We start from the raw sequence: 21,404 nt of genomic DNA, 5'->3' as shown, positions 1-21,404 counted from the left end.
TAACTTTAGAAGCACGTCATAAAATTAAACCCTATTTATACTTAATGTATAATTTTTAGTCCCTATAGCTCCTGATTTTGAAACTACCAATGAAATGGTGTTAACTGCATTTGGCAAAGAAATAGCAGAGGAAGCCACACTACTTGCTACAGTTTGACTACTACCATTACTAGTTATTGTAACTGATGCTCCATTATCTTCAGCAATTGGCATAATAACAACGCTACTGGCTTTTAAACTTACTACTGCGGTATAGTTAAATGTTGCTTGATTCATGTGAGCAACATCACTATATGTAAATCTGTTTCCAGTATATGCTAAATTAACCCTATCTAAATACAGACTGTTCTCTCTTACCACTGTTATGGTATACGTTTGTGAAGCAGCACCATTTGTGACAGCAATATTTATCGTATTGCTACCTACATTTAGATTGACCGTTGAAGGCTGATTACTAGTTGCAGTATTTCCATTTACCTTTATTGCGCAGCCTGCAATATTTGTAGCAGGTGTCACTGTGACACTCTTGATATCATAGACCACATTTTGAGTGGTATAATTTAAATGATTGCTTGAGAAGGTTGGATTAAGTGCTCCGCTACTGATTACTAGATTACTTATGATAGCTCCCTGTTCTCTTTCTACTATAATAGTATAATTCTTGGTAGTCACACCATCTAAAGCCTTTACCAATACGTTTATGGTATTGGCTCCAACATTTAGATTGACTGTACTTTGTCCGCCTGTCATTACTGTGCCATTCACTATTATAGTTGACGTAGCATCTGCTGCCGCTGCAGAAACAGTAATACTTGATGTACCGTAGGGCACATTTGCAGTCGTATACGCTAAAACAGCAGGATTAAATGTGGGTGTAAGCGAACCACTGCTAATTGCTAATGACGACAGGTTTGCATTAGGTGGATGACCATTAATTTCAAGATCCATAAGAGAAGCATATTGAGGATTTACTCTTAGACCTTTGGTTACATTTAACTTTACATATCTATAAGCCCCCACTATGCTTCTTGAGGTTATAGCTGCTGTATTATTCACAACAGAGTCTATCACTACCCAGTTTGCATTATTATTGCTTCCTTGAAGTGAATAATCACACATATTATAATCAGGAGTTGCCCAACCTGCCGTACCCATATGTCTTACAGTCCATGCTGTAATAACAAATGTGGCACCCAAATCAACAGTCATATAAGCTGGAACGGTATTACACAGCCATCTGCTTGTGGGCTGTAATGTGCCGTCAACCGCTCTTGAAGGCGAATAAGGTAATACGTAGCTACTTGCTCCAGCAGCTTTATTTAAAGCAATATTAGGATCTGCCATATTCTTTCCATCCTTTCTCCATCAAAATACTTTCCGTATTTTGATAATTGACCTTGAAGACAAATGTTATTAATGATTCAATATAGCCATTACTGTCTTTGTGGATAAATCCCTTCTGTTGCAATATAGTACTTCATGTTTGGCAATGGCTCTGCACCTTTCAAGTTTGGTAATGCAAATGTCCCCTGCGCTGCATTCCCACCATATGTATTTCCAATTAATGAATATAAAGCCTGATTTTGTGCAATGTTTAAGATTTGCCCTTCACAAGACATCCAACCCATTGGTGCAAAGGTATAGGGAAACAGTGTAATTTCGCCTAATAAATAATCCATAATCCTACCTCCTAAAATTTATATTTATATTAAATCTTGTTACTTAAATAATTAACTGCAATTTGAGGACAATTGTTCCTGCAATCATTTAAATATTCTGATATACCTAACTTCTAGGTGGGTAAAAGCTTTGATGTCATTTTAATCATAATAAAGTGAAAAAGATGTGCGGATAATAAAAGTTAAAACAAGGTGACAGGATGCTTTAGAACTGAAGAAGGTAACAAAAGTTTTATGACCATGATATCTTATATTAGTATGACTCAAAAGCATAATATAGGTTCTATGAAAGCAATAACAAAAGCGCTGATTAATGAAGGTGATTTTATTTTTGTATAAGTAGTGACTAAAAAGCCATTTAAATTATATAATATTCTAAAAATTTTTTAAACATTTTTATGTAAAATATTTAAAATTTTATTACAAATGTAAAACATTGTATGTTGCATGCATGTAAATACATATGTTTAACTTTCTCTTCTAGTAGTGATACTAGTCTGATGAAATAGTGTTTACCTTACACCACTCTTGAATACTAAATCCACTACTTGTATATTCATCAATGCGCTTATGCCATTGTTCTTCCCTGGATATCATTGTCATAAAAAATATACCTCCATACATCATTAATGTATAGAGGTATATTTTTTATGACATGAGGTTGACGGGATAGGAGGATAAGGTGTTATTCTCGCTTTCAATACGTTATTTTACTGTTGGTCAATCTCCTAGGGATTTTTACACTATTGAACATCGACGAAATTTTTTTAATAAAATTTTTAGGGAATCAGCTTGCTCATCACATATAGTATAGTGTAAAGATAAAACAAATAACTTCCCATAGCAGAATCACCACAGCTTCAATCTGAGGAACTGACCGGGTCAGCCAAGTCTCAATCTATTGTTATAGGTACCTCTGGACTTAAGGAAAATGTTCACTGATGCGCTGCAAGGGAGGCGCTTCTTATAAGTTATTTGCCCATGCTTTACATCTAACAGTACCCTAAATAAAGTTAAAACCAGAGTCTTAAAGCCTTAGCTTCCTCATCACGAAGGGTGCACCGGCTATGACTTTTAGGAGCTCCTCACTCTTCGGTTTGACTTTCATACTTATGTCCTTAGTCTCTGTACATGCAAGCTGTGCTGAGGAGCTGCTGCTATGCCCGTTTAGAGCTAAAGCATAGGTATAAAGGTCAAAACGAAGTGGCTGGCAAACAAAAGCCCATCTTTTCAGTTATTTACTAGAAAGATGGGCTTTTGCTATGTCTTAGCTTATATTTATAACAAAGACGGATTAATACCCTATTTCATGTGTATTAATCCGTCTTTTGCCTTCTTAATTCTCAACCCTTAATTCTTAATTCTTATCGATGTTCATCAATATAATCTGAAAGTCTTGCAAACTCTTCAATGGATAAGGTTTCCCCTCTTGTTTGAGCGCCTATACCACTTTCATCTAAAATCTCTTTAAGCTTATCTTTATCTAGGCCTAATTCTCCGTGCGCTGCTAAGGTATTAAGTAATGTTTTTCTTCTCAGCAAGAACGCTGCTTTTATAATACGAAACATTTGTTTCACATTATTCACCTTTACTGGTGGCTCTTCATGTACGGTTAATTTAATAACTGCTGAGTCTACATTAGGTCTAGGCATAAAGCAGTTTCTTGGCACATTAGCCACTAAGTATGGCTCAGAGAAATAATTAACGGCTACTGAAATAGCGCCGTATTGCTTCGTACTTGGTTTAGAAGAAAGTCTATCTGCTACTTCTTTTTGAACCATAACGGTAATACTTTCGATAGGTAACTCATTTTCAAGTAAAGTCATAATAATAGGCGTTGTAATGTAGTATGGTAAATTTGCTACTACTTTAACTCTTTTATGAGGTGACTCTTCTGCTATGAGTTTGGCTAAGTCTACCTTCAGCACATCTTTATGAATCAGTTTAAAGTGAGGCTCTGCTCCAAATTGCTCCGTTAAAATAGGAATGAGCTGATCATCAATTTCAATGGAAATAACTTTCCCTGCATGCTCAAGTAAGGCCTGTGTCACACAACCAATACCTGGGCCAATCTCAATGACGCAATCTTCCTCTGTAATATCTGCGGCTCTAATAATTTTATCAAGTACATGTGGGTCTATTAAAAAGTTTTGTCCGAATTTCTTTTGAAAAGCAAAAGGGTATTTACTAATAACTGCCTTGGTGCCTTCCACTGTTGCTATCTTTTGCATAGTGTTAGTCGCTCCTTAAAATTGTTCATTGCCTTATCATAGCATATTTTTCTTTAGTATTAAAGTAATTGCCTCTTCTAAAACTTTCAAGATATAATTTTTCTTAATTCTATCTTTAACTCAAATTGTCAATATTATGACATAATCAAAGTAAAAAAAGCTTAGCACTATTTTCATCTTGCTAAGCCATTAATTTTTCTATTAAACTTTTAGTATCTATAGATTTAATTCATCTAATGCATTCATCGCTAATTTAATGCAGCCTTTGATTCCCTGATCATCATTTAATGATGCAGGTACAATGTATTCATCCATTTTTTCAAATTCTTTTGTTTGAATATAATCATTAACTAAAGCCTTCACCTTATGCCTAATAAGTGGGAACAGTTGTTTCTGATTCATAACGCCTCCACCTAAAATAATCTTCTGTGGACTTAAGATCATCATATAGCTAGTTAAAGCTTGTGCTAAGTAGCTACTCTCGAGTTCCCAGACTTCTGCACGCTCAGTAAGCTCATAAGCTTTTTTTCCCCATCTTTCTTCAATAGCTGGACCTGAGGCCACTCCCTCTAAGCAGGTTCCATGATAAGGGCACTTTCCAGTATAAACATCATTTATTTCTGGCTTTACAGGGATATGACCTGCCTCTGGGTGTAGCATACCATGTAAAAGCTTTCCATTTATCATAATACCAGCACCCACACCAGTTCCTACTGTTAAATACAGTGCATCTGTTAATCCTTTTGCACATCCCCATGTAGCTTCACCTAATAAAGAACCATTCACATCGGTGTCGAAACCAACAGGTATATTAAGTGCCTCCTTAAATACGCCTACAATATCAAAGTTTCTCCATGCAAGCTTTGGTGTACTTGTGATATACCCATATGTTTTTGAACTATGATTGACATCTATTGGTCCAAAGCATCCAATCCCTAAAGCACTAAGCTCTTTTCCTTTAAAAAACTCAATCAATTTTGGCATGATTTCCCCTGGTGTTGTCGTAGGAATAGAAATTCTCTCAATAATTTTCCCCTCTTCATTTCCTATGGCACACACCATCTTAGTACCGCCTGCCTCTAATGCTCCAAATATCATTCTATTCATCTCCTTCATCTATTAGTTTAATAGGCTTTTAGCCACCTATATACTTTTCTTATTGTTGCTCTATGATATATTCTAGGTTAAACTATAATTAAAATTATCTCTATCAGTTATGTAATTAAAAAATATCAAGCTTTATTTTTATAACAACCTCTTCATTCTCTACATAAGGAGTCTCTCAATGGCAAAAAACTATTTATTACACTATGAACGTGATCACTTCATTACGATGAACGATATGCTTCAATGCCACTACTATTTTGATTATGGTGAACGTTCATTTGATATTAATATGGAATTTCAGCACTATCATGCTTTCTATGAAATCATGATTCTTCTTAGCCCTCAAGCTCAGCATTTAATTAAAGGTATTCCTTATGATATTGTTGCTGGAGACCTAGTTCTTTTACCACCTTCTGTTCTTCACAAGTCTATTTATCCAGAAGGGGAGCCTAGCAAACGCTTAATTGTTAATTTTATACTCCCTGATGATACGTTTAATGAGCTTGAATATTATAAACCGCTTCTTAATATTTTTGAGGAAGAAGTACCTATTTTTCGATTTGAACCTCATACCAGAAAAAGGCTATTTGCCCCTATTGATGATATATTTACATTGACCAAAAGTACTTCCTATGAAGCTGACCCTACAAGCCAAATGATTATACATATGAAATTTATAAACTTTCTTTATGATCTAGTCCATGCTAGAGATGAGAATATTTATATTCCTCATAATACCTGTTCACCAAAAGACATGAAAATTTATGATATTGCCTTCTACATCCATAATCATTATCATGAGGACTTATCACTAGCATCTTTGGCCAAACAATTTTTCTTAAGTCCATGTTACTTATCCCACCAATTTAAAGAAGTAACTAACTTTACCTTAACACACTATATACAAATTAGTAGAATTCAAAATGCCAAATATCTGCTTCAAAACACTGATTTCTCTATCACTGAAATAGCTCAAAGATGCGGATTTCAAAGCTTTTCTCAGTTTAATCGTATTTTCCGACGTGAGTGCCAGGTTTCTCCTTCAGAGTTTCGAAAAACCGGTATATCTTGGAAACCAGAGTCCTAAAAAAGCAGACCGTTAAGGTCTGCTTTTTTAACTATACCACTTTCTTTCCGCTTCTAATTTTAATAACCTTATCAAATTCCGTATACTCCGTTAAATAGAGGGTAAAAGCATATTTTGATTGCTCTTCGCTTCCAAATTTTCCATTGGTAAATAGATGTGTTCCAAAACCTGGTCCTATTTCTAAACTATCACTGCTATTAGAAAATACTACATTTCCCTGTTTTAATATCATGCTATTACCTAGTGCTGCTTGTACAGTAAATTGCTCATTCCAAAGCAGGTCTGCTCCTGATACTGCTATTTCTACACGGAAGGGTGCTCCTTCAACCCCAGAAGCTTGTATATGAACATTTATACCGTCTTGCTCTTCTTCCACCTGAACTTTAAGTTTCATTTGTGGTCCTTCAAATGTTTCACGTCTCTCATTGTCCATCTTCCACCAATCACTAGTAGCTGGCTTTTCTTTAAAGGGTAAATAGTACCAGCCTTTCATGACTTGTTCTAAACAATGTCCTGTATCTGTTTTTTCTAGTACTTCTGGAATAAAGCCTCTATGTTCGAAAAAGCTGCCACCAAGCTTCATTTCCATATGTATTGTCTGATTACTAAAGTGCAGGAAGCCTGACTTTTGAGCCATTAATGTATAGCTATATTCTCCATGGCGTACTCTAAGTATCCCTGACTCTTGATAGAGTCTAGAAAAATCTAATACATTACGTATGCCTTCATGCTCTAGCATCTTTAGTTCTGGGCGATTCATCATATGAATCAGATGATCTGGTGCAGTAATACCCTTTTCTTCAATGATTTTAAAAATATAGTTTGCCATATCTAGATACTCTGGTATATTTCTTCGATATCCCATATCCAAATATTCCATATAGTAATCCTTTGGGAAAACCAATGCACCATTATCCTGCCTTGTAGAATTGGCAGTAAAAATGCTGCCATTAGGCTCTATGTAAGTAAGCATCATTTCTAGATTTTTGACAGCATACTCATAAAATCTTTCTTCACCTGTTATATCGCCTAACGTTATCATGGCATCATTATTAATCCTATTGTAATTACCAGATGACTTTTCAGCGAACTCTCCATCTTCATTACAGTCAATACCTTCATTAAGATACTGATTGGCGCATAAAATCATTTCTTCATCATCAAAATATTTGCCACACTCCATTAAATTAGAAGCAATAGCCCAGCGATGATTAGGTGTATGAAAACCACCTATTTTTAAGCCTTCAGCACCTTTTCTTACAATACCTTTTATAGTTTGGTAAATATGCTCTTCTTCTTGTGTTTCTCTCTGTTTTTCTAAGTACTTTAAGCAGGGTAGAAATCTTTTAATACAAAATGCTGTATCTGGTGCAGAGAAGAAATTACAACTAATTAAATCAAAAAGCCCATTATCATGTTGAACCCTAATGACATAATCTAATGCTAGATTAATCATCTGATAAACACGGTGCTCTTTATAATAAACAGAATCACTATTACAATAGGCCGCAATGGCTGTCGTAGCACAATAAATGGCGTGTTTCCCATGTATCAATCCTTTTTTATCTACAAAGCCCCCTTGTGTAGGACCTTCTGCTAACACTTGTGATCTTAAACTATGTTCTACCCTTTTTTCAGTATCCTTTAGTATCTTCCAATAATGAGCTAACATCATTTCCTCCTAAATATAACGTTTCATCTTTACTTTATTAATAAAAATCAAAAAGATTCCAAAGAAACAAAGTAAACTAATAGGTAATATCATAAATCCAATACGATATCCAAATAAATCGATAGTTTTTCCAAAAACTACATTAAATACAATATCAAACAGAGTGGCTAGGCTTATAATGGTTCCAGTTGCTGAAGCCACACAATCCTCTGGATAAAATCCCTGTACAGAAAGTACCAAGGTAGGATAAATAACAGACAAAAACAAACCAGATAATCCTAATAAGAAAAGTGTTCCTTTGATTCCAAAAGCAACTGCCCCTATGTAGAAAATAACCCCTACTACGCCAAAATACTTAATACTTTTTATGGTCCCTAGTTTTTGAACAACTGGTGCAAAAATAAACCGTCCTATTGTTATGCCACCGAAAAACAAAGATAAATATAAGGAAGCTTGTCCTTCAACTAACCCAAGTTGTTCTTTACTATATATAACAAACCAGTTCATAATGCCATGTTCTGCAACAAAGTAGCAGCCAAATATCAAGAACAAATAGATAAATGCTGGATTACTCACTACTTCTCTTATAGAGCTACCTTTTTTATCAACTCTTTCTGTTTTTTCTGGAATCTCCACTTTGTAAAAGAGTAAAAAAGCAATAATTCCTAGTATGAGTAACACTCCATTAGTTAACTTCCACCAATTAAAATCAGAAGCAAAACGTCCGAGTATACCTTGGCTTGCACTGGTTCCCATACCCTGAGCAAAAAACAAAGTATTTACAATCATAACTGGTGACAAGAATAATAGCGGCGTTAAAAGATTAATCATGGTATTTAGTAAGGTGGATGCTCCCATCGTTATAAATACACCTATGAGAAGCATCCAATAACTATCTGTCACTAAATAAAGACCGACTGCTAAAATCCATAAAAGTAATACACCTAAAAACACCTTTTTCTTCTGATAACGATCAGCTAACTTTGTCCCTATCAGAAGAAAAAGTAAATTACCTGCATAGCTCACTGTCATAATCATAGAAATCTGAAAAGCATTTAATCCAAAATGAGACTGAAAAACTGGAGCAAATATACCTCTTAGTGCATCACTGGCACCTAATGCAACCATTAAAATGGCTAGGGTAACATATAAAATTCGTGATTTATGGGTCTCTTTCATGTTACATAGTTTCCATATTCTCTACTTGAAGAATATGCTTTTCTCCTGCCACGAATTCTTTCATATTTTCCTTACAATTTACTTTTACATTAGAAAGCTTTATACCATCAACCTTATCTATATACATACCATAAAGCTTAGATGGTATAATGCCTTCACCTTGACATGGTCTAATATCATAACTATCAGAAGGCCATTTAGATGTTTTTTCAAGAGTTACATTAATATTTTCTAAAACCAGATCTTTGATAATATGTCCTTCGCTACCTGAAATAAATATACCATTTTCACTCTTACAATTCACATTGCTTATTCTCACATTACGAATCTGCCCTGCTGTAACACCATCTTTTCTATTGATAGCAGTAATATAAATAGGTTCTGCTCTTCCCCACCATTGCTCTGAAAATCTTCTGGTCTCAATGGTCACATTAGAGATTTGAACATTTTCAATATTGCCTTTGTCTCTTAGTTGTAAAGAGATTCCTCTATTGCTACGGCTAATACAACAGTTTTCAATAATGATATTCTCAAAATTGCTCTCACTTTCTGTACCAAACTTAATGGCAGCACTTGTTGAAATCAAAGTACAGCCTGAGATGATAATATTTTTGCATGGTCCATATTTTTCATACCCTTTAGTATTTTTTAAGACAATACAATCATCTGCACATTCAATATGGCAATTGATAATTCTTACATTCTCACAGTGGTCTGGGTCAATGCCATCGCTATTAGCCATCTTTAAGCTATTTAAAATACGAATGCCTTCGATTAAAACATCATAGCAACCTGCCATATGTAAAGTCCAGAAGCCACATTTAGTAAGTGTAATGTCCTTTACCGTTAAATGCTTAACTTCTTCAATTAAAATCATTGGTATACGTGGATAGTATGTTCCTTCTATGTGATACTGACCCTCATGTCCATGATATATTTCTTCACTTCCATCTATACTTCCGAATCCTGTAATTCTTATATTTTCTCCGCCTTGTGCATAAATAAAGTAGTGGCGTGGACGACCATCATACTCACAATTAATATAAGAGGGTACATTACTTTCTTTCTTTACTTCCACTCCTTCAAAAGGATCCAAAGCTTGATAATCATTTAAATCATCACTGGCCTTTAAAACAGCTCCACTTTCCACATGAAATTCAACATTAGATTTTAATATAATAGATCCAGCTTTATAAACCCCTCCAGCTGGTAATACTACTCTGCCGCCTCCAGCTTTTGTACATTCATCAATTGCTGTTTGTATAGCTAGTGTATCCTTTGTGATGCCATCGCCTATTGCTCCATATTCTAATACATTATATTGCATCTATTTTTCCTCCTTTAATATCTCTAACATAAATAGGATTGCTAGTGCCTGTCCATATGGCATTGGTCTTAATTCAATGTTTTTATAAAAATCCTTATCTTCTCTCCCCATTGGTGTACCATATGATACTTGATGTAAAATACCTTCTTCATCTGTATAATCTAGAATAGGTGCAACAGCTTTTTTGGCATACTCTACATATTCCTGTCCTAATAATCCTAAATGAACCCCTTTTAATATACCGTAGGCAAATCCGCAGGTTGCACTAGCTTCTAAATAAGACTCTTTATCGTCCACTAATGTATGCCACATACCATCTGCTGACTGATACTTAACCAAGGCATCTACTTGGCTTTTTAATGATTCAGTTAAAAAGCGTTTTACACTTTCTTCGCACTCTACCATTTCAATGAACTCTGGAATAGCCGCTGTAATCCAGCAGTTTCCTCTGCCCCATAATGCCTCTGCAAAATTATGATTGCCATTAAAGGTGAATCCATGGAACCATAATCCCGTTTTTCGATCCGTTAAATATTTTATATGAAGTAAAAATTGATATTTAGCTTCTTCTTTATATTCACTCTTATCTAGAATTCTTCCCATATTAGCTAGAAATAGGACTGCCATAAATAGTGTATCATCCCATAGTTCTTGTTCATTTAAAGTATCCGAGGTTAAATGCTGAAATCCCCCTTCTTTGGTACGTGGAAAAGATGTTATCATCCATTCTGCCCACTCTTTACATATTTCCATATAGTCTTCACGCTTTTCATACTCAGCTAAAAAGGACATTGCTAGGAGTGGTGCTGTGGTATTGACATTCTTTGAAGGCAAGCCAATTTTTAATTGTCTATCATAGTATTCATTAAGGGTTTTCAAATATCGCTTATCCTGGGTATGTTGATACAGCTTCCAAAATCCAAATAATCCAACACCCTGTGTCCATTCCCAAAATTTGTACTTTTCAATATCATCTCCTACGAGATTATGATTCTCCATTCCTTTCAGAAAAATATCATCTACCTCGTATAACACTTTTTCAAAACTATTCACATAGAGGTCTATTGTTCTAAGAATGTTTTGTTTCTCCATAGTATTCGACATTATATTTCTATTCCTTTCCCCTTAATATATATTGAGTCATAAAAAGCCGTCACCGAACTAATTCTTTTCGTATGACGGCCTTACTTCTAATCTGCTAAAATAATAGTCCTATTCATACACACCTGTTAAAGTTTCTAGCTGTGTCTTTATTACGTAATCCATAATACCTTCGCTATCCATTTCTCCTGCAATAGCTTTATCTAATGCATCTCTTACAGCATTACCATAAGTTTCATTAGCATGGTATTGAGTTGTTACCATTTTGTCATAGCTTGATTGACTATTAGATTCATTAATTTCTGTGTTAAACACATCTAAACCTTCTACTGAATATTTAGGCTCAATACCTTTTTTACCTGGTAAGTAGTTACCTAAGCTGCAATATTCTGCATAATTCTCATCTTCGAAGAACCATTCAAGGAACTCAACTGCTTCTGCTTCATGACCTGTACCTTCCATAGCATAAAAATAGTTTCCACCAAGGCTAGTAGCCTTATCTGTTTCATATGGCATAAGTACTGGAGCCCATTCAAAGTCTTTAATATTTTGAGCATAATCACTCATTACCCAGCTTCCTGCATAGTGAGCTGCAACAGTACCTGTTTTGAATACATCTTGTGCATTTTCTGTTCCTACACCTACAGATGCTTTAGAAATGCCACCTGCTTTATACATATTAAGTAAGTAGTCTAAGCCTTGTTTGGTTGCATCACTTCTAAATGTTAGTTTGTTGTAATCGTTTGCATCAAAAAGTTCCATTCCAAATTGATATAAGAAGTTGTTAATTCTTTGCTGAGAGTGATCCATTACAAATCCTGTTTGAATGTTAGTATTCTTCTCTTGTACTTCTTTTACAGCTTCTTCAAATTCAGTCCATGTCCATCTTTTTTCTTCTGTAAGTGGATAAGCAACACCTGCATTATCAAAGGCAGTTTTGTTAATAATCATACCAACTGCAGTCGTATTAATTGTAGGTGCATAGAATCTTCCATCAATAGTACCATCTAAAAGAAAATCTTCTGCTTTCAATGAAGAATCTTCTAATGGATGAATGTAATCTGCAAATTGAACCAGCTCGGTTGTCTTAACTAATGATGGCAACTCATTTACAGCAGCTCTATTTTGAAGTTGAGTTTTAATATCTGCGTATGCAACTTCATTAAGTTTTACTTTTATTCCTTTATCTTTATATTCCTCATTGAATTTTTCAACCATATGGGCCATGGCTCCACCTTCTAATGTATCATCACTTAATAATAATTCTAGTTCTACTACTCCCTCTGATTTCTCAGAGCATCCTGTTAATATAGTTGATAATCCCATAGCCAGGCCTAATGTTAATACTGCAAACTTTTTCTTCATATTATCACTCCTCCAATTTTTATTTAACCTTTTACTCCAGAAGACATATTAGAACTCATAATTTGTTTATTAAATATAATAAATACAATAAGTACTGGAATCATAGAAAGAACTGATGCTGCAAGTAATACTGTCCAGTTAACAGCTTCTGCACCTGATAGTGTTCTTAACGCTAACTGCAATGTATACTTCTCTGGACTTCTAAGTGAAAGTAGTGGCCAAATATAATCATTCCATCTCCATCTAAAGCTTAGGATTGCTAATACAGCAATCTGTGATTTACAAATAGGAAGCATAATCTTTGCAAAAATCACTCCTTCATTTGCTCCGTCGATTCTAGCAGATTCCATTAACTCATTTGGTACTGTAATGAAGAACTGCCTCATCATAAAGACTCCCGTCATGGTTCCTACTGTTGGAATAATACATCCCCATAGTGAATCATAAAGTCCCAATTTATATAAAATAGTGAAGCTTGGACGCATAATAACTTCTGTTGGAAGCATGGTGGTAGCTAATAGTGCAAAGAACAAAATATTAATCCATTTATATTTGTACTTTGCCAGTCCATAACCGCACATACAGCTCATTAAAATGGTACTAACAGTAGCTATTATTGTTACAAATGCAGTATTTGCTGTGTATCGTATGAAATCGAATTGCTCAAGTGCCACTTTATAGTTTTCCCATGTGGGGGATTCCGGTAAAAATGTTAATGGATATCTAAATAGTTCACTGCCGTCTTTAAAAGAACTTATGAGCAGCCAGAGCACAGGAAAAATCCAAATAGCCGCAAAAGCAATTGAAAAGATGTATGTAAAAATTTTTCTAGCTTTTTTCATTTTCTGACTCTCCTTTAATCATTATTATTATTCATTCTAGTCTGTACTATGGACAATACCATTAAAATAAAGAATAATACCATAGATGCCGCACTAGAATAACCAACCTTCATCTTGTCAAATCCTGTGTTATAAATGTACTGAATCATATAGGTGGTTGATGTACCAGGTCCACCATTTGTTAACGTCTGTACCATTGCAAATGCCTTGAAGGATGTAATAATAGATAAAATAATGACCATAAAAGAAACTGGTTTTATACTTGGAAGTGTAATACTTTTAAATACATTCCAACTATTTGCCCCATCAATAACTGCTGCTTCTTTGAGTTCTCCAGGAATCTGTTTAAGTGCTCCTATGAAAATCAGCATATTCGTTCCACATCCTGCCCATACACTGGCTATAATGGTTGTAATAAATGCAGCAGTTGGATTAGTTGCCCAACCAATTGGATCCATTCCAAGTCTTCCTAAAACATAGTTGAATAGTCCAAAGCTCTCTCCAAATATCCATTTCCATGTAAGACCTACCATAATGGTAGAAAGCAATGTAGGCCAATAAATTAAAATCCTTAGTATAGAAATACCTTTTATTTTCTCTGATGAAAGTAGTAGCCCTAATCCCAACGAAGCTATATAGCCAATTGGTACTGATACTACTGTAAACTTCACTGTATTCCATAGGATTTTATAAAATTCTACATCCTTAAATAATTTAATATAGTTTTCTAATCCTATAAAATCCATTTGTTTTAACCCATTGAAATTAGTTAAAGAATACCAGATTCCTACAATTGCGGGCGCCACAAAAAACACAATAAAAAATAATATATTAGGTAAGCAAAAGGCTAATGCCCATTTGTGGAGATAGTCCTTTTTTTTGTGTGTTCTGTTTTTCAAAACCCCTGTTTTTACCACACTATTTCCTCCTCTGTTAATTATTTATGTTAAGCTAATTATAAACAGTAAATATTTCTAGTGCTATGCATTTTTTTAGTATTAATTGAAATAACATTGCATATTTTGCTTTTATCATTTAGTCAATATATCCATATACTTACAATAAAACTTGTCAATTTCATCACTATTGTACTAATCCCAATACTCATAGTTCTTAGTTATAAGTGCACTATGGACATAAAACACTCTATTTGTAGATAAAAAAAACACCTCCTCTTAATTAATAAGAGGAGGTTAACAACAAAACTATAAGTCCTTTACAAAGAAATCCTTTCACCTATACGAAGGCATTTACTGTCTTTGCCATGTCCTATTTGCATTGTTTTAGCAATAGGGATATCTCTATCCCCTATTAATTCTAGTAACAGTTCTTCTATGGTTGGGCTTAAAGCTTTTTCTTCCATTTCTAAGAAACTGCCTAGTAAAATCCCTTTGACTTCATCTAATACACCCATTTGCTTATATTGATTCAAAAAGGTAGCCATTTGAGCTGGCTTACCGCTCATACCTTCTAAGAAGAGGACCTTATCCTTAAAATCAGGGAAATAAGGCGTACCTGCTAATTTGAGTAAGCATCTAATATTACCACCTATGATGATACCCTCTAATTTTTCACCTTTTATAAAGTGATAATCAAATTGAAATAAATCCTCTTGTTCTTCAAATAAGCTTTTATAAAAGGCTTCTTGCTGAACCTTTGCATCATCTCCTATAAGGAATCTGACTTGGTATAAATAAGAGCTTATTCCCGTTTTAGCATAAATACTATCAATGACCGTCGTTAAATCACTATAACCAAAGTATGGCTTATTGGCCTTTTTTATCCTCTCAAAATCTAAGAAAGGTAATACCTGATTGGCAATATCCCCTCCTGAAATGTCAAAGATAGCTTTTACACTTTCGTTTTGATAAAAGTTCATTAATGCCGCTGCTCTATCTTTTCCACTTGCCGCAAAAACATCCTTTTGGGCATAAATATATGGGCTACTTAATACTTCTAGCCCCCAGCCTTCTAACACTTCTTTGAGAGCTGCTATTGTCTCTTGCATCCCTGTGCTAAGTCCATTAGAACAACCTACTAACGCTACTGTATCACCTGTTTTTAATAATGGCACGATCTCCACCTCCTTATATCTTGTTATTCTTTTATCTTTTCAAATTAAGTATACTATAGTTTTCCGCACTCTGTTTATTTTGCAAGCTTAAACTTTATAAATTTCTCAAAAAAGGTAAGGCCAGCCAACAATAAAGCAAATCCAAGTCCCACATAGAAAAATGCAATCAACCAATCTGCCCATAAATGCTCCATACGAATTATAATGCCACCAGACATCATCACTGCCATGATTATAAAAGACTTCTTATCAAAAAAATGCCAAAACCACTGCTTTTCCATTTCATAAGATGTAATTCTCTTAGTATGCTTTTTAACAAGAGGCCCAAAAACTATGAATTGAAAAAATGCAAAAACTAAAATAGATAATGCAATTAAAAAAGCAGAAATATGGCCTACATAAGCCTGACATCCAATATGTAGTACATTATATCCTGCAATGCTCCATACTAGCCCTGCTAGAAATAATAAATTAAATTTTTTAACCATCTTAATCCCCCCTTAAAGGATACTTATCAATATAGTAATTTATCAATTAGTTTTATCAGAGTAGAATAATTTTTTTGGTTACCTTTTGCACTGAGAACAATATTTGAAAAGGTAAAGTTAATGAATTCATCTCTAGTGAAGGAATCATCAAAAATCCCTTCTTTAATCTTTTTATCATTTTCAAGAACTTTTTTTAAATGGTAATGAATATGTGTAAGATATTTCTCCATCATCATACGGCCTTTTTCTAGCTCTTCTTTCTGATGAATACTATGTGGATGTGCAGTCAGTATGTCTGGATACTCACTACAACACTTATCAATCATACTTATTAGCCATATAAGACAGTCATGGAAAGAATCTAGTTCTTTATATCCCTCAGCATTATGAAATATATCACACCATATAGCAGCAATGGTTTCGCTTATTAAAGCCTCTTTATTTTTAAAGTAATTATAAACAGAACCTACGGAAACATTTGCCTCTTCTGCCACGTTTCTTATATTAATAGCCTTAATTCCCTTTTCAGCAGCAATCTTTTTGCTTGCATTCAATAATAATTCTGCAGATGTTATAACTATATTCAAGTTATCTCCTCCTCGTTTGAACTATGTTCATTTTAATTCAAAATAATTTCTTTGTCAAATTTCCTTTTAAAATCAAATAAAATCGAGATTTATGTAGCTAAATCAACTTTTAAAATAAAAAACAATTATTGACAAACCAATAATAAATCCATAAAATGAACATTGTTCACATTTGAAACATAGATTAATCCACAAAGAAAGGATGAAAAATGATGCAAGCTATAGTTGAAACCATATTTGACACCGTCTACTTGATATCAGTCATAACAATAGGTATCTTAATGATTCTAAAAAGCAAAGGAAATAACCAGTATAAGCTTTTCGGGATTATGGCAATCGTTTTAGGCGTAGGTGATTCCTTCCACCTTATCCCTCGTGCCCTAGCCTTATGTACAACTGGCCTCGAAAATTTCACCACCGCACTAGGTATAGGGAAGTTTATTACCTCCATTACCATGACAATCTTTTATATCATTTTATATTATGTGTGGAGACTACGATATCATGTCAAAGGACAAAAGGGCGTCACCGCTGTAGTATATGTATTATCCGCTTTACGTATTGTCCTTTGTCTATTTCCTCAAAACCAGTGGCTAAATGATGTATCATCTATCTCATGGGGAATTTACAGAAACATACCATTCGCACTACTCGGCTTACTTATTATTGTGTTATTTTATAAGAGCACTAAAGAAAATCATGATACTTCCTTCAAATGGATGTGGCTCACGATTGTTCTTAGCTTTGGCTTTTATATTCCAGTCGTATTATTGGCAGATGCTATCCCTATGGTGGGTATGCTGATGATTCCAAAAACTTGTGCCTATGTATGGACAGTTGTTATCGGTTACAAAGATATGCAGCGTAGTTAAATTGAACCCAATAAAAAATGACGATTCTTAATACACAAAAAGGACTACCAAGAAACTTCTAATAAATACAAGTGCTATAAATCTTCGGATTTACCAGCATCTATCTCTTGTATTAAAAGTTGTTTCTCAGTAGCCCTTTTTTAACTATCTATGTTTCAATCCCCTTCTTTAAAGCTTCTCATTCCTTCTTCTTTTAACAAATTAACAAACTCATCTGCCTTACCTTTTTCAACTATACTAATTACTTTCCAATAAGGTAAGTAATAGTCTTATCTTTATCTTCTACGGCATCATGATATTTAAACACGAGTGCTTCTTCAGTCTCCCACACCAAATTAATATTATCTTGAGACGTTAATGGCATATCAAACGTATAGACATAATATTTGGCTTCTTTTTCTTTTTCTGTTCCTTCAGGAATAAAATCCAATATCCTAGTAATCTTACCATTTACTAAATCAATAACATGAATGGTATTTTGATATCTACCTACTATATAGTTATTACTATAGCTAATTGGAACAAAACCTTCTCCACCTAATTTTTCTTTTAGGTTATAAGTTTTAACTAAAGTCCCTGTTAAATCATCATATATTTTAAATTCAGTTCCTGTACTAATAGCAACTTCATTATTTTTGTAGAGTATGCCAGCTTCAGCTTGAATACTTGGCTTTTCTACTAGCTTGTCAATTACCTTACCATCTTTCATATAAAAAGTCGTACGAGCTATCTGAGTGAGTGCGCCCTGAATAGCATAGGTCACACAAACCATTTCACTCCCTGCGTTAGTTCTTCTTAAAGTTACATTCTTCCCATCTACTACGTCCTCATCATAAGTATTAATATCTCCCACTACCTTTTTCCCACTGGCAGTCCTTACCATTAACTTTTTGTTCGCCTCATCAACTGTATATTTTCCTTCTAATGCCACCTTGTTTTCTTTACTCCACTGAACACCCATTTCCAGAGCCTCACTCACAAAGCGAAGTGGTATATAAGTCACACCATTGATCGTTTGAGGCGCTACATCTATGGTTACTACTTTGCCATTAACCTCTGCTACTTTACTCCCCACCTGCAATACAACCTTATAAACTCCATCTACAATCTCAATCTTACCTGTTGCTTGCTCCCAGTTCACCTTATACCCTAATTGCTCTGATAGGTCTCGTAGTGGGAGCATGACGCTTTGATTAATCACCTTCGGTTCATTACTTAGCATTAACTCCTGATTATTATAGCTAACACTTATCTTGCTTGCTGCCATAAGCTCATTCATCTGTGGTGTACCTAATAATAGTAGACTTGCTACTATCCCGCTAAAACTTTTTACTATTCCTTTTTTATTAATCCCCTTCATAGCTCCACCTTTTCTTTTATATAGACGTTTTTTATGTTTTCATTATACTCATCCTTCTATAGCAACACCATATGATTAACTGAAACTTAATTCATTTGTAATATTCTGTATTTTCCCCAACTTATACTTGGTTATTATTTTTAATAAAAATCAAAAACATCGTCTTAATGTTATGCTTTATACCAGTGAAAAACTATCCAATGCTTCTATTTAAAATCATATCAAATTAATAGAATATAAAAAAGCACTAGATAACCTCTATCTTCTAGTTATCTAGTACTTATCTATTTGTATTATATATCACTCATACTGTATTATTTTACTTTAAACTGTTCCATTTGTTCTGTTAATTCCACAGTCAATTGATTAACGGCTTTGGCAACATCTCGAATACTTTCACTAGATTGATTAAATTCTTCTGCTGTAGCAGCTACTTCCTGTGAGGCTGCCGCTAATTCTTGAGAGGCATGGGCCACTTTTTCTATACTTGCTTTAATGCTATCCTTTTGACGTTTATTAGCAACTGAAACAGCTGCCATAGCCTCTGTTTTGGGTAGGATACTTTTCATTGCGTCTGCCATATGTTCAAAAGTCACTACCGCTCTATCAATATTTTCTTTTTGCACTTGCATCTTCACATTGATTTCATCACTAGAATTTGTTAAATGTTCCCCTTCATTTAAAACTGCCTCAATAATCCTACTAATTTCACGCACTGACTCTTGACTTTGTTCAGCTAATTTTCTAATCTCTTCTGCTACCACGCTAAAGCCTCTTCCTGCTTCCCCAGCTCTAGCTGCCTCAATAGCTGCATTAAGGGCTAATAAATTCGTCTGTTCTGAAATTTGTGTAATGGCTGCAGTAATCCCATTAATAGAAAAAATTTTCTTGTTCATGTTTTCAATCATATTTCCAAACTGGTTAAAGGATTGATTGAAGGTATCTACTGAAGTAACTAAGTCTCTTACTTGCTCCTGACTCCCTTTAATCTCGTTTTCTGCTTCTAAAGTAACATATATAACCTCTTCGATGTTGTTTTCCATCTCATCTAAGTTAGCAACAAATTCATCCATCTGCTGATTCATATTTGTGATTTCTATAGATTGATTTGTATTTTCTGTGGCGGTATTTGTCATAGAGGCTGCAATATTATTAGCACCCTCATAGATTTCATGTGATACTCCTTCTAAGCCTTTCGCTTGTCCCATTAATACGGTTGCATTATGTTCAACTGCAGTTAGTGTCTTTCTTGTGGCATCTATACTCTTTTGTAGTGCCTCTGCCATAAGAGTTATTTCATCCCTAGTCTTTTCATCCTCTGTATTAAGTTTAATAGTGAAATCACCTTGAGCCATTTTATCAATTTCGCCTTTAAGATAATTCAGTCTTTTTCCTAATGGCTTTGCAGTTATAACCATCCCTATACATAATAAGATCATTGCTATACTACATGATAAAGTATTAACTGTTGCTATTTCAATGACCTCACTAATGATATCTTTTCTTTTCACCTCAAAAGCAAGGCTCCACCCCTGGGAATGAGGTACATTATGATAGACGATATATTTATCCATACCATCATTAATCACTTCAGCCCCCTCTCCACCTTCAATCATTTTTTGATGGACCTTAGCAATATCTTCTAAGTGAGTAAGTGTAGGGTCTTGTTCTAATTCCTTGATAACATTGTATCTCTCGGCTACCTCTGATGAATTATTAGAGGCAATTACTATGCCTTGTTTATTAAGCACATAAGATTTACCTTCCTGTAGATATTCTAAATCCTGAATCATATCCGAGAGGAATTTACCATCAAAGGTACATGTAATAGCTCCTACGACCTGCGTACCTTGTTTGAGCGATGCTCCCATAAATATAATTTGTTGTCCAGTTTTTATATTATAACTCGGACTGCTTATATACTTCTTATCTTGCATTAAATCCTTAAAATAATCTTTATCAGATATATTATTCTCAAATCCATCGGTTGAAGTTAATTGTCCCCCCAAATCAATATATCCAATAGATTTGACTCCATATTTCTCTCCATATAAATCTACATAACCTCTAAGTACATTTTCTTTTTCATCAAATCCAATCTCTGGATCACATAAGCGTTCATCTACTGAAATAGTATCCACTAACATCAAGTATTTATCTAATCTTCCTTCTAATAACCTAGCATTATCTTCTACCATCTTAATAGTGCTCTTGATTGTAAGATTTTCTATACGTGTAACCCCTACTAGATACATAGCAACAAGTGCTACACTAAAACTAAGTACTGCTATGTACCATAATCTCTTAGTTAATTTACTTACTACACTTGTCTGCTTAAGTTTTCTTGCCATCTTAACTTCTCCTTATTTAGTAATCATTATAGTAACTCTTTACTAGACAGTGAGAAATTTTTGCCCCAATTTTTTATGTTTT

Annotated in this window: 19 protein-coding genes; 2 read left to right on the top strand and 17 right to left on the bottom strand. The window is 34.3% G+C overall.

The window, feature by feature from the left end:
• Window positions 1-24 precede the first annotated feature (24 nt).
• The 5 genes from EKH84_RS06645 to EKH84_RS06630 all read right to left on the bottom strand — a co-directional run bounded on the left by EKH84_RS06645 (window position 25) and on the right by EKH84_RS06630 (window position 5,008).
• Complete coding sequence (locus tag EKH84_RS06645) at window positions 25-1,344, bottom strand: cadherin-like beta sandwich domain-containing protein (protein WP_127065684.1); 1,320 nt, start codon at window positions 1,342-1,344, stop codon at window positions 25-27.
• An 89-nt stretch (window positions 1,345-1,433) separates the two neighbouring features.
• On the bottom strand, window positions 1,434-1,679 hold the full coding sequence (locus tag EKH84_RS06640; protein ID WP_127065683.1) for a phage tail protein: 246 nt from the start codon (window positions 1,677-1,679) through the stop codon (window positions 1,434-1,436).
• A 492-nt stretch (window positions 1,680-2,171) separates the two neighbouring features.
• On the bottom strand, window positions 2,172-2,282 hold the full coding sequence (gene tnpA, locus EKH84_RS22925) for an IS66 family insertion sequence element accessory protein TnpA (RefSeq protein WP_410495218.1): 111 nt from the start codon (window positions 2,280-2,282) through the stop codon (window positions 2,172-2,174).
• 761 nt (window positions 2,283-3,043) lie between these two features.
• Entirely contained in the window at window positions 3,044-3,910 is an 867-nt protein-coding gene (gene rsmA, locus EKH84_RS06635) for a 16S rRNA (adenine(1518)-N(6)/adenine(1519)-N(6))-dimethyltransferase RsmA (RefSeq protein WP_127065682.1), read from the bottom strand.
• A 216-nt stretch (window positions 3,911-4,126) separates the two neighbouring features.
• On the bottom strand, window positions 4,127-5,008 hold the full coding sequence (locus tag EKH84_RS06630) for an ROK family protein (RefSeq protein ID WP_127065681.1): 882 nt from the start codon (window positions 5,006-5,008) through the stop codon (window positions 4,127-4,129).
• 187 nt (window positions 5,009-5,195) lie between these two features.
• On the opposite strand from EKH84_RS06630, the gene EKH84_RS06625 reads away from it, so the two are divergent.
• A complete protein-coding gene (locus EKH84_RS06625) occupies window positions 5,196-6,104 on the top strand; it encodes a helix-turn-helix transcriptional regulator (protein ID WP_127065680.1) in 909 nt (302 codons plus the stop codon).
• 31 nt (window positions 6,105-6,135) lie between these two features.
• On the opposite strand, the gene EKH84_RS06620 is transcribed toward EKH84_RS06625, so the two are convergent.
• From EKH84_RS06620 to EKH84_RS06575, 10 genes are all read right to left on the bottom strand, one after another.
• Complete coding sequence (locus tag EKH84_RS06620; RefSeq protein WP_127065679.1) at window positions 6,136-7,776, bottom strand: hypothetical protein; 1,641 nt, start codon at window positions 7,774-7,776, stop codon at window positions 6,136-6,138.
• Between the two features lie 9 nt (window positions 7,777-7,785).
• On the bottom strand, window positions 7,786-8,955 hold the full coding sequence (locus EKH84_RS06615) for an MFS transporter (RefSeq protein WP_127065678.1): 1,170 nt from the start codon (window positions 8,953-8,955) through the stop codon (window positions 7,786-7,788).
• A 1-nt stretch (window position 8,956) separates the two neighbouring features.
• Entirely contained in the window at window positions 8,957-10,282 is a 1,326-nt protein-coding gene (locus tag EKH84_RS06610; RefSeq protein WP_127065677.1) for a glycoside hydrolase family 28 protein, read from the bottom strand.
• Entirely contained in the window at window positions 10,283-11,386 is a 1,104-nt protein-coding gene (gene bglB, locus EKH84_RS06605; protein WP_243118648.1) for a beta-galactosidase BglB, read from the bottom strand.
• A gap of 108 nt (window positions 11,387-11,494) precedes the next feature.
• The gene (locus EKH84_RS06600; RefSeq protein ID WP_127065676.1) at window positions 11,495-12,748 is read right to left on the bottom strand and encodes an ABC transporter substrate-binding protein; all 1,254 of its coding nucleotides are present in this window, start codon (window positions 12,746-12,748) and stop codon (window positions 11,495-11,497) included.
• Window positions 12,749-12,771: 23 nt separating this feature from the next.
• Window positions 12,772-13,590, bottom strand: a complete 819-nt coding sequence (locus EKH84_RS06595) for a carbohydrate ABC transporter permease (protein WP_127065675.1) — start codon at window positions 13,588-13,590, stop codon at window positions 12,772-12,774.
• 14 nt (window positions 13,591-13,604) lie between these two features.
• Entirely contained in the window at window positions 13,605-14,507 is a 903-nt protein-coding gene (locus tag EKH84_RS06590) for a carbohydrate ABC transporter permease (protein WP_127065674.1), read from the bottom strand.
• 299 nt (window positions 14,508-14,806) lie between these two features.
• On the bottom strand, window positions 14,807-15,664 hold the full coding sequence (locus EKH84_RS06585; RefSeq protein ID WP_127065673.1) for a S66 family peptidase: 858 nt from the start codon (window positions 15,662-15,664) through the stop codon (window positions 14,807-14,809).
• A 74-nt stretch (window positions 15,665-15,738) separates the two neighbouring features.
• Window positions 15,739-16,152: a hypothetical protein gene (locus EKH84_RS06580; RefSeq protein WP_127065672.1), complete on the bottom strand. Its 414-nt coding sequence runs from the start codon at window positions 16,150-16,152 to the stop codon at window positions 15,739-15,741.
• A gap of 26 nt (window positions 16,153-16,178) precedes the next feature.
• Window positions 16,179-16,739, bottom strand: coding sequence for a TetR/AcrR family transcriptional regulator (locus EKH84_RS06575; protein WP_127065671.1), 561 nt, complete (start codon window positions 16,737-16,739; stop codon window positions 16,179-16,181).
• 212 nt (window positions 16,740-16,951) lie between these two features.
• On the opposite strand from EKH84_RS06575, the gene EKH84_RS06570 reads away from it, so the two are divergent.
• A complete protein-coding gene (locus EKH84_RS06570; protein WP_127065670.1) occupies window positions 16,952-17,611 on the top strand; it encodes a hypothetical protein in 660 nt (219 codons plus the stop codon).
• Window positions 17,612-17,852: 241 nt separating this feature from the next.
• On the opposite strand, the gene EKH84_RS06565 is transcribed toward EKH84_RS06570, so the two are convergent.
• Window positions 17,853-18,971: a copper amine oxidase N-terminal domain-containing protein gene (locus EKH84_RS06565; RefSeq protein ID WP_127065669.1), complete on the bottom strand. Its 1,119-nt coding sequence runs from the start codon at window positions 18,969-18,971 to the stop codon at window positions 17,853-17,855.
• Between the two features lie 314 nt (window positions 18,972-19,285).
• The gene (locus EKH84_RS06560) at window positions 19,286-21,322 is read right to left on the bottom strand and encodes a methyl-accepting chemotaxis protein (protein WP_127065668.1); all 2,037 of its coding nucleotides are present in this window, start codon (window positions 21,320-21,322) and stop codon (window positions 19,286-19,288) included.
• Between the last annotated feature and the right edge of the window lie 82 nt (window positions 21,323-21,404).

Origin of the sequence: Cellulosilyticum sp. WCF-2 (assembly GCF_003990395.1) — a bacterium.
GTDB lineage: Bacteria > Bacillota > Clostridia > Lachnospirales > Cellulosilyticaceae > Cellulosilyticum > Cellulosilyticum lentocellum.
The sequence above is the reverse complement of the archived record's forward strand: the minus strand, read 5'-3'. Positions and strand labels throughout refer to the sequence as shown.

Excerpts from the sequence above, each read along its gene's own strand:
- EKH84_RS06645 (WP_127065684.1), bottom strand. The coding sequence starts at position 1,344 with ATGGCAGATCCTAATATTGCTTTAAATAAAGCTGCTGGAGCAAGTAGC.
- EKH84_RS06640 (WP_127065683.1), bottom strand. The coding sequence starts at position 1,679 with ATGGATTATTTATTAGGCGAAATTACACTGTTTCCCTATACCTTTGCA.
- tnpA (WP_410495218.1), bottom strand. The coding sequence starts at position 2,282 with ATGACAATGATATCCAGGGAAGAACAATGGCATAAGCGCATTGATGAA.
- rsmA (WP_127065682.1), bottom strand. The coding sequence starts at position 3,910 with ATGCAAAAGATAGCAACAGTGGAAGGCACCAAGGCAGTTATTAGTAAA.
- EKH84_RS06630 (WP_127065681.1), bottom strand. The coding sequence starts at position 5,008 with ATGATATTTGGAGCATTAGAGGCAGGCGGTACTAAGATGGTGTGTGCC.
- EKH84_RS06625 (WP_127065680.1), top strand. The coding sequence starts at position 5,196 with ATGGCAAAAAACTATTTATTACACTATGAACGTGATCACTTCATTACG.
- EKH84_RS06620 (WP_127065679.1), bottom strand. The coding sequence starts at position 7,776 with ATGTTAGCTCATTATTGGAAGATACTAAAGGATACTGAAAAAAGGGTA.
- EKH84_RS06615 (WP_127065678.1), bottom strand. The coding sequence starts at position 8,955 with ATGAAAGAGACCCATAAATCACGAATTTTATATGTTACCCTAGCCATT.
- EKH84_RS06610 (WP_127065677.1), bottom strand. The coding sequence starts at position 10,282 with ATGCAATATAATGTATTAGAATATGGAGCAATAGGCGATGGCATCACA.
- bglB (WP_243118648.1), bottom strand. The coding sequence starts at position 11,386 with ATGTCGAATACTATGGAGAAACAAAACATTCTTAGAACAATAGACCTC.
- EKH84_RS06600 (WP_127065676.1), bottom strand. The coding sequence starts at position 12,748 with ATGAAGAAAAAGTTTGCAGTATTAACATTAGGCCTGGCTATGGGATTA.
- EKH84_RS06595 (WP_127065675.1), bottom strand. The coding sequence starts at position 13,590 with ATGAAAAAAGCTAGAAAAATTTTTACATACATCTTTTCAATTGCTTTT.
- EKH84_RS06580 (WP_127065672.1), bottom strand. The coding sequence starts at position 16,152 with ATGGTTAAAAAATTTAATTTATTATTTCTAGCAGGGCTAGTATGGAGC.
- EKH84_RS06570 (WP_127065670.1), top strand. The coding sequence starts at position 16,952 with ATGCAAGCTATAGTTGAAACCATATTTGACACCGTCTACTTGATATCA.
- EKH84_RS06565 (WP_127065669.1), bottom strand. The coding sequence starts at position 18,971 with ATGAAGGGGATTAATAAAAAAGGAATAGTAAAAAGTTTTAGCGGGATA.
- EKH84_RS06560 (WP_127065668.1), bottom strand. The coding sequence starts at position 21,322 with ATGGCAAGAAAACTTAAGCAGACAAGTGTAGTAAGTAAATTAACTAAG.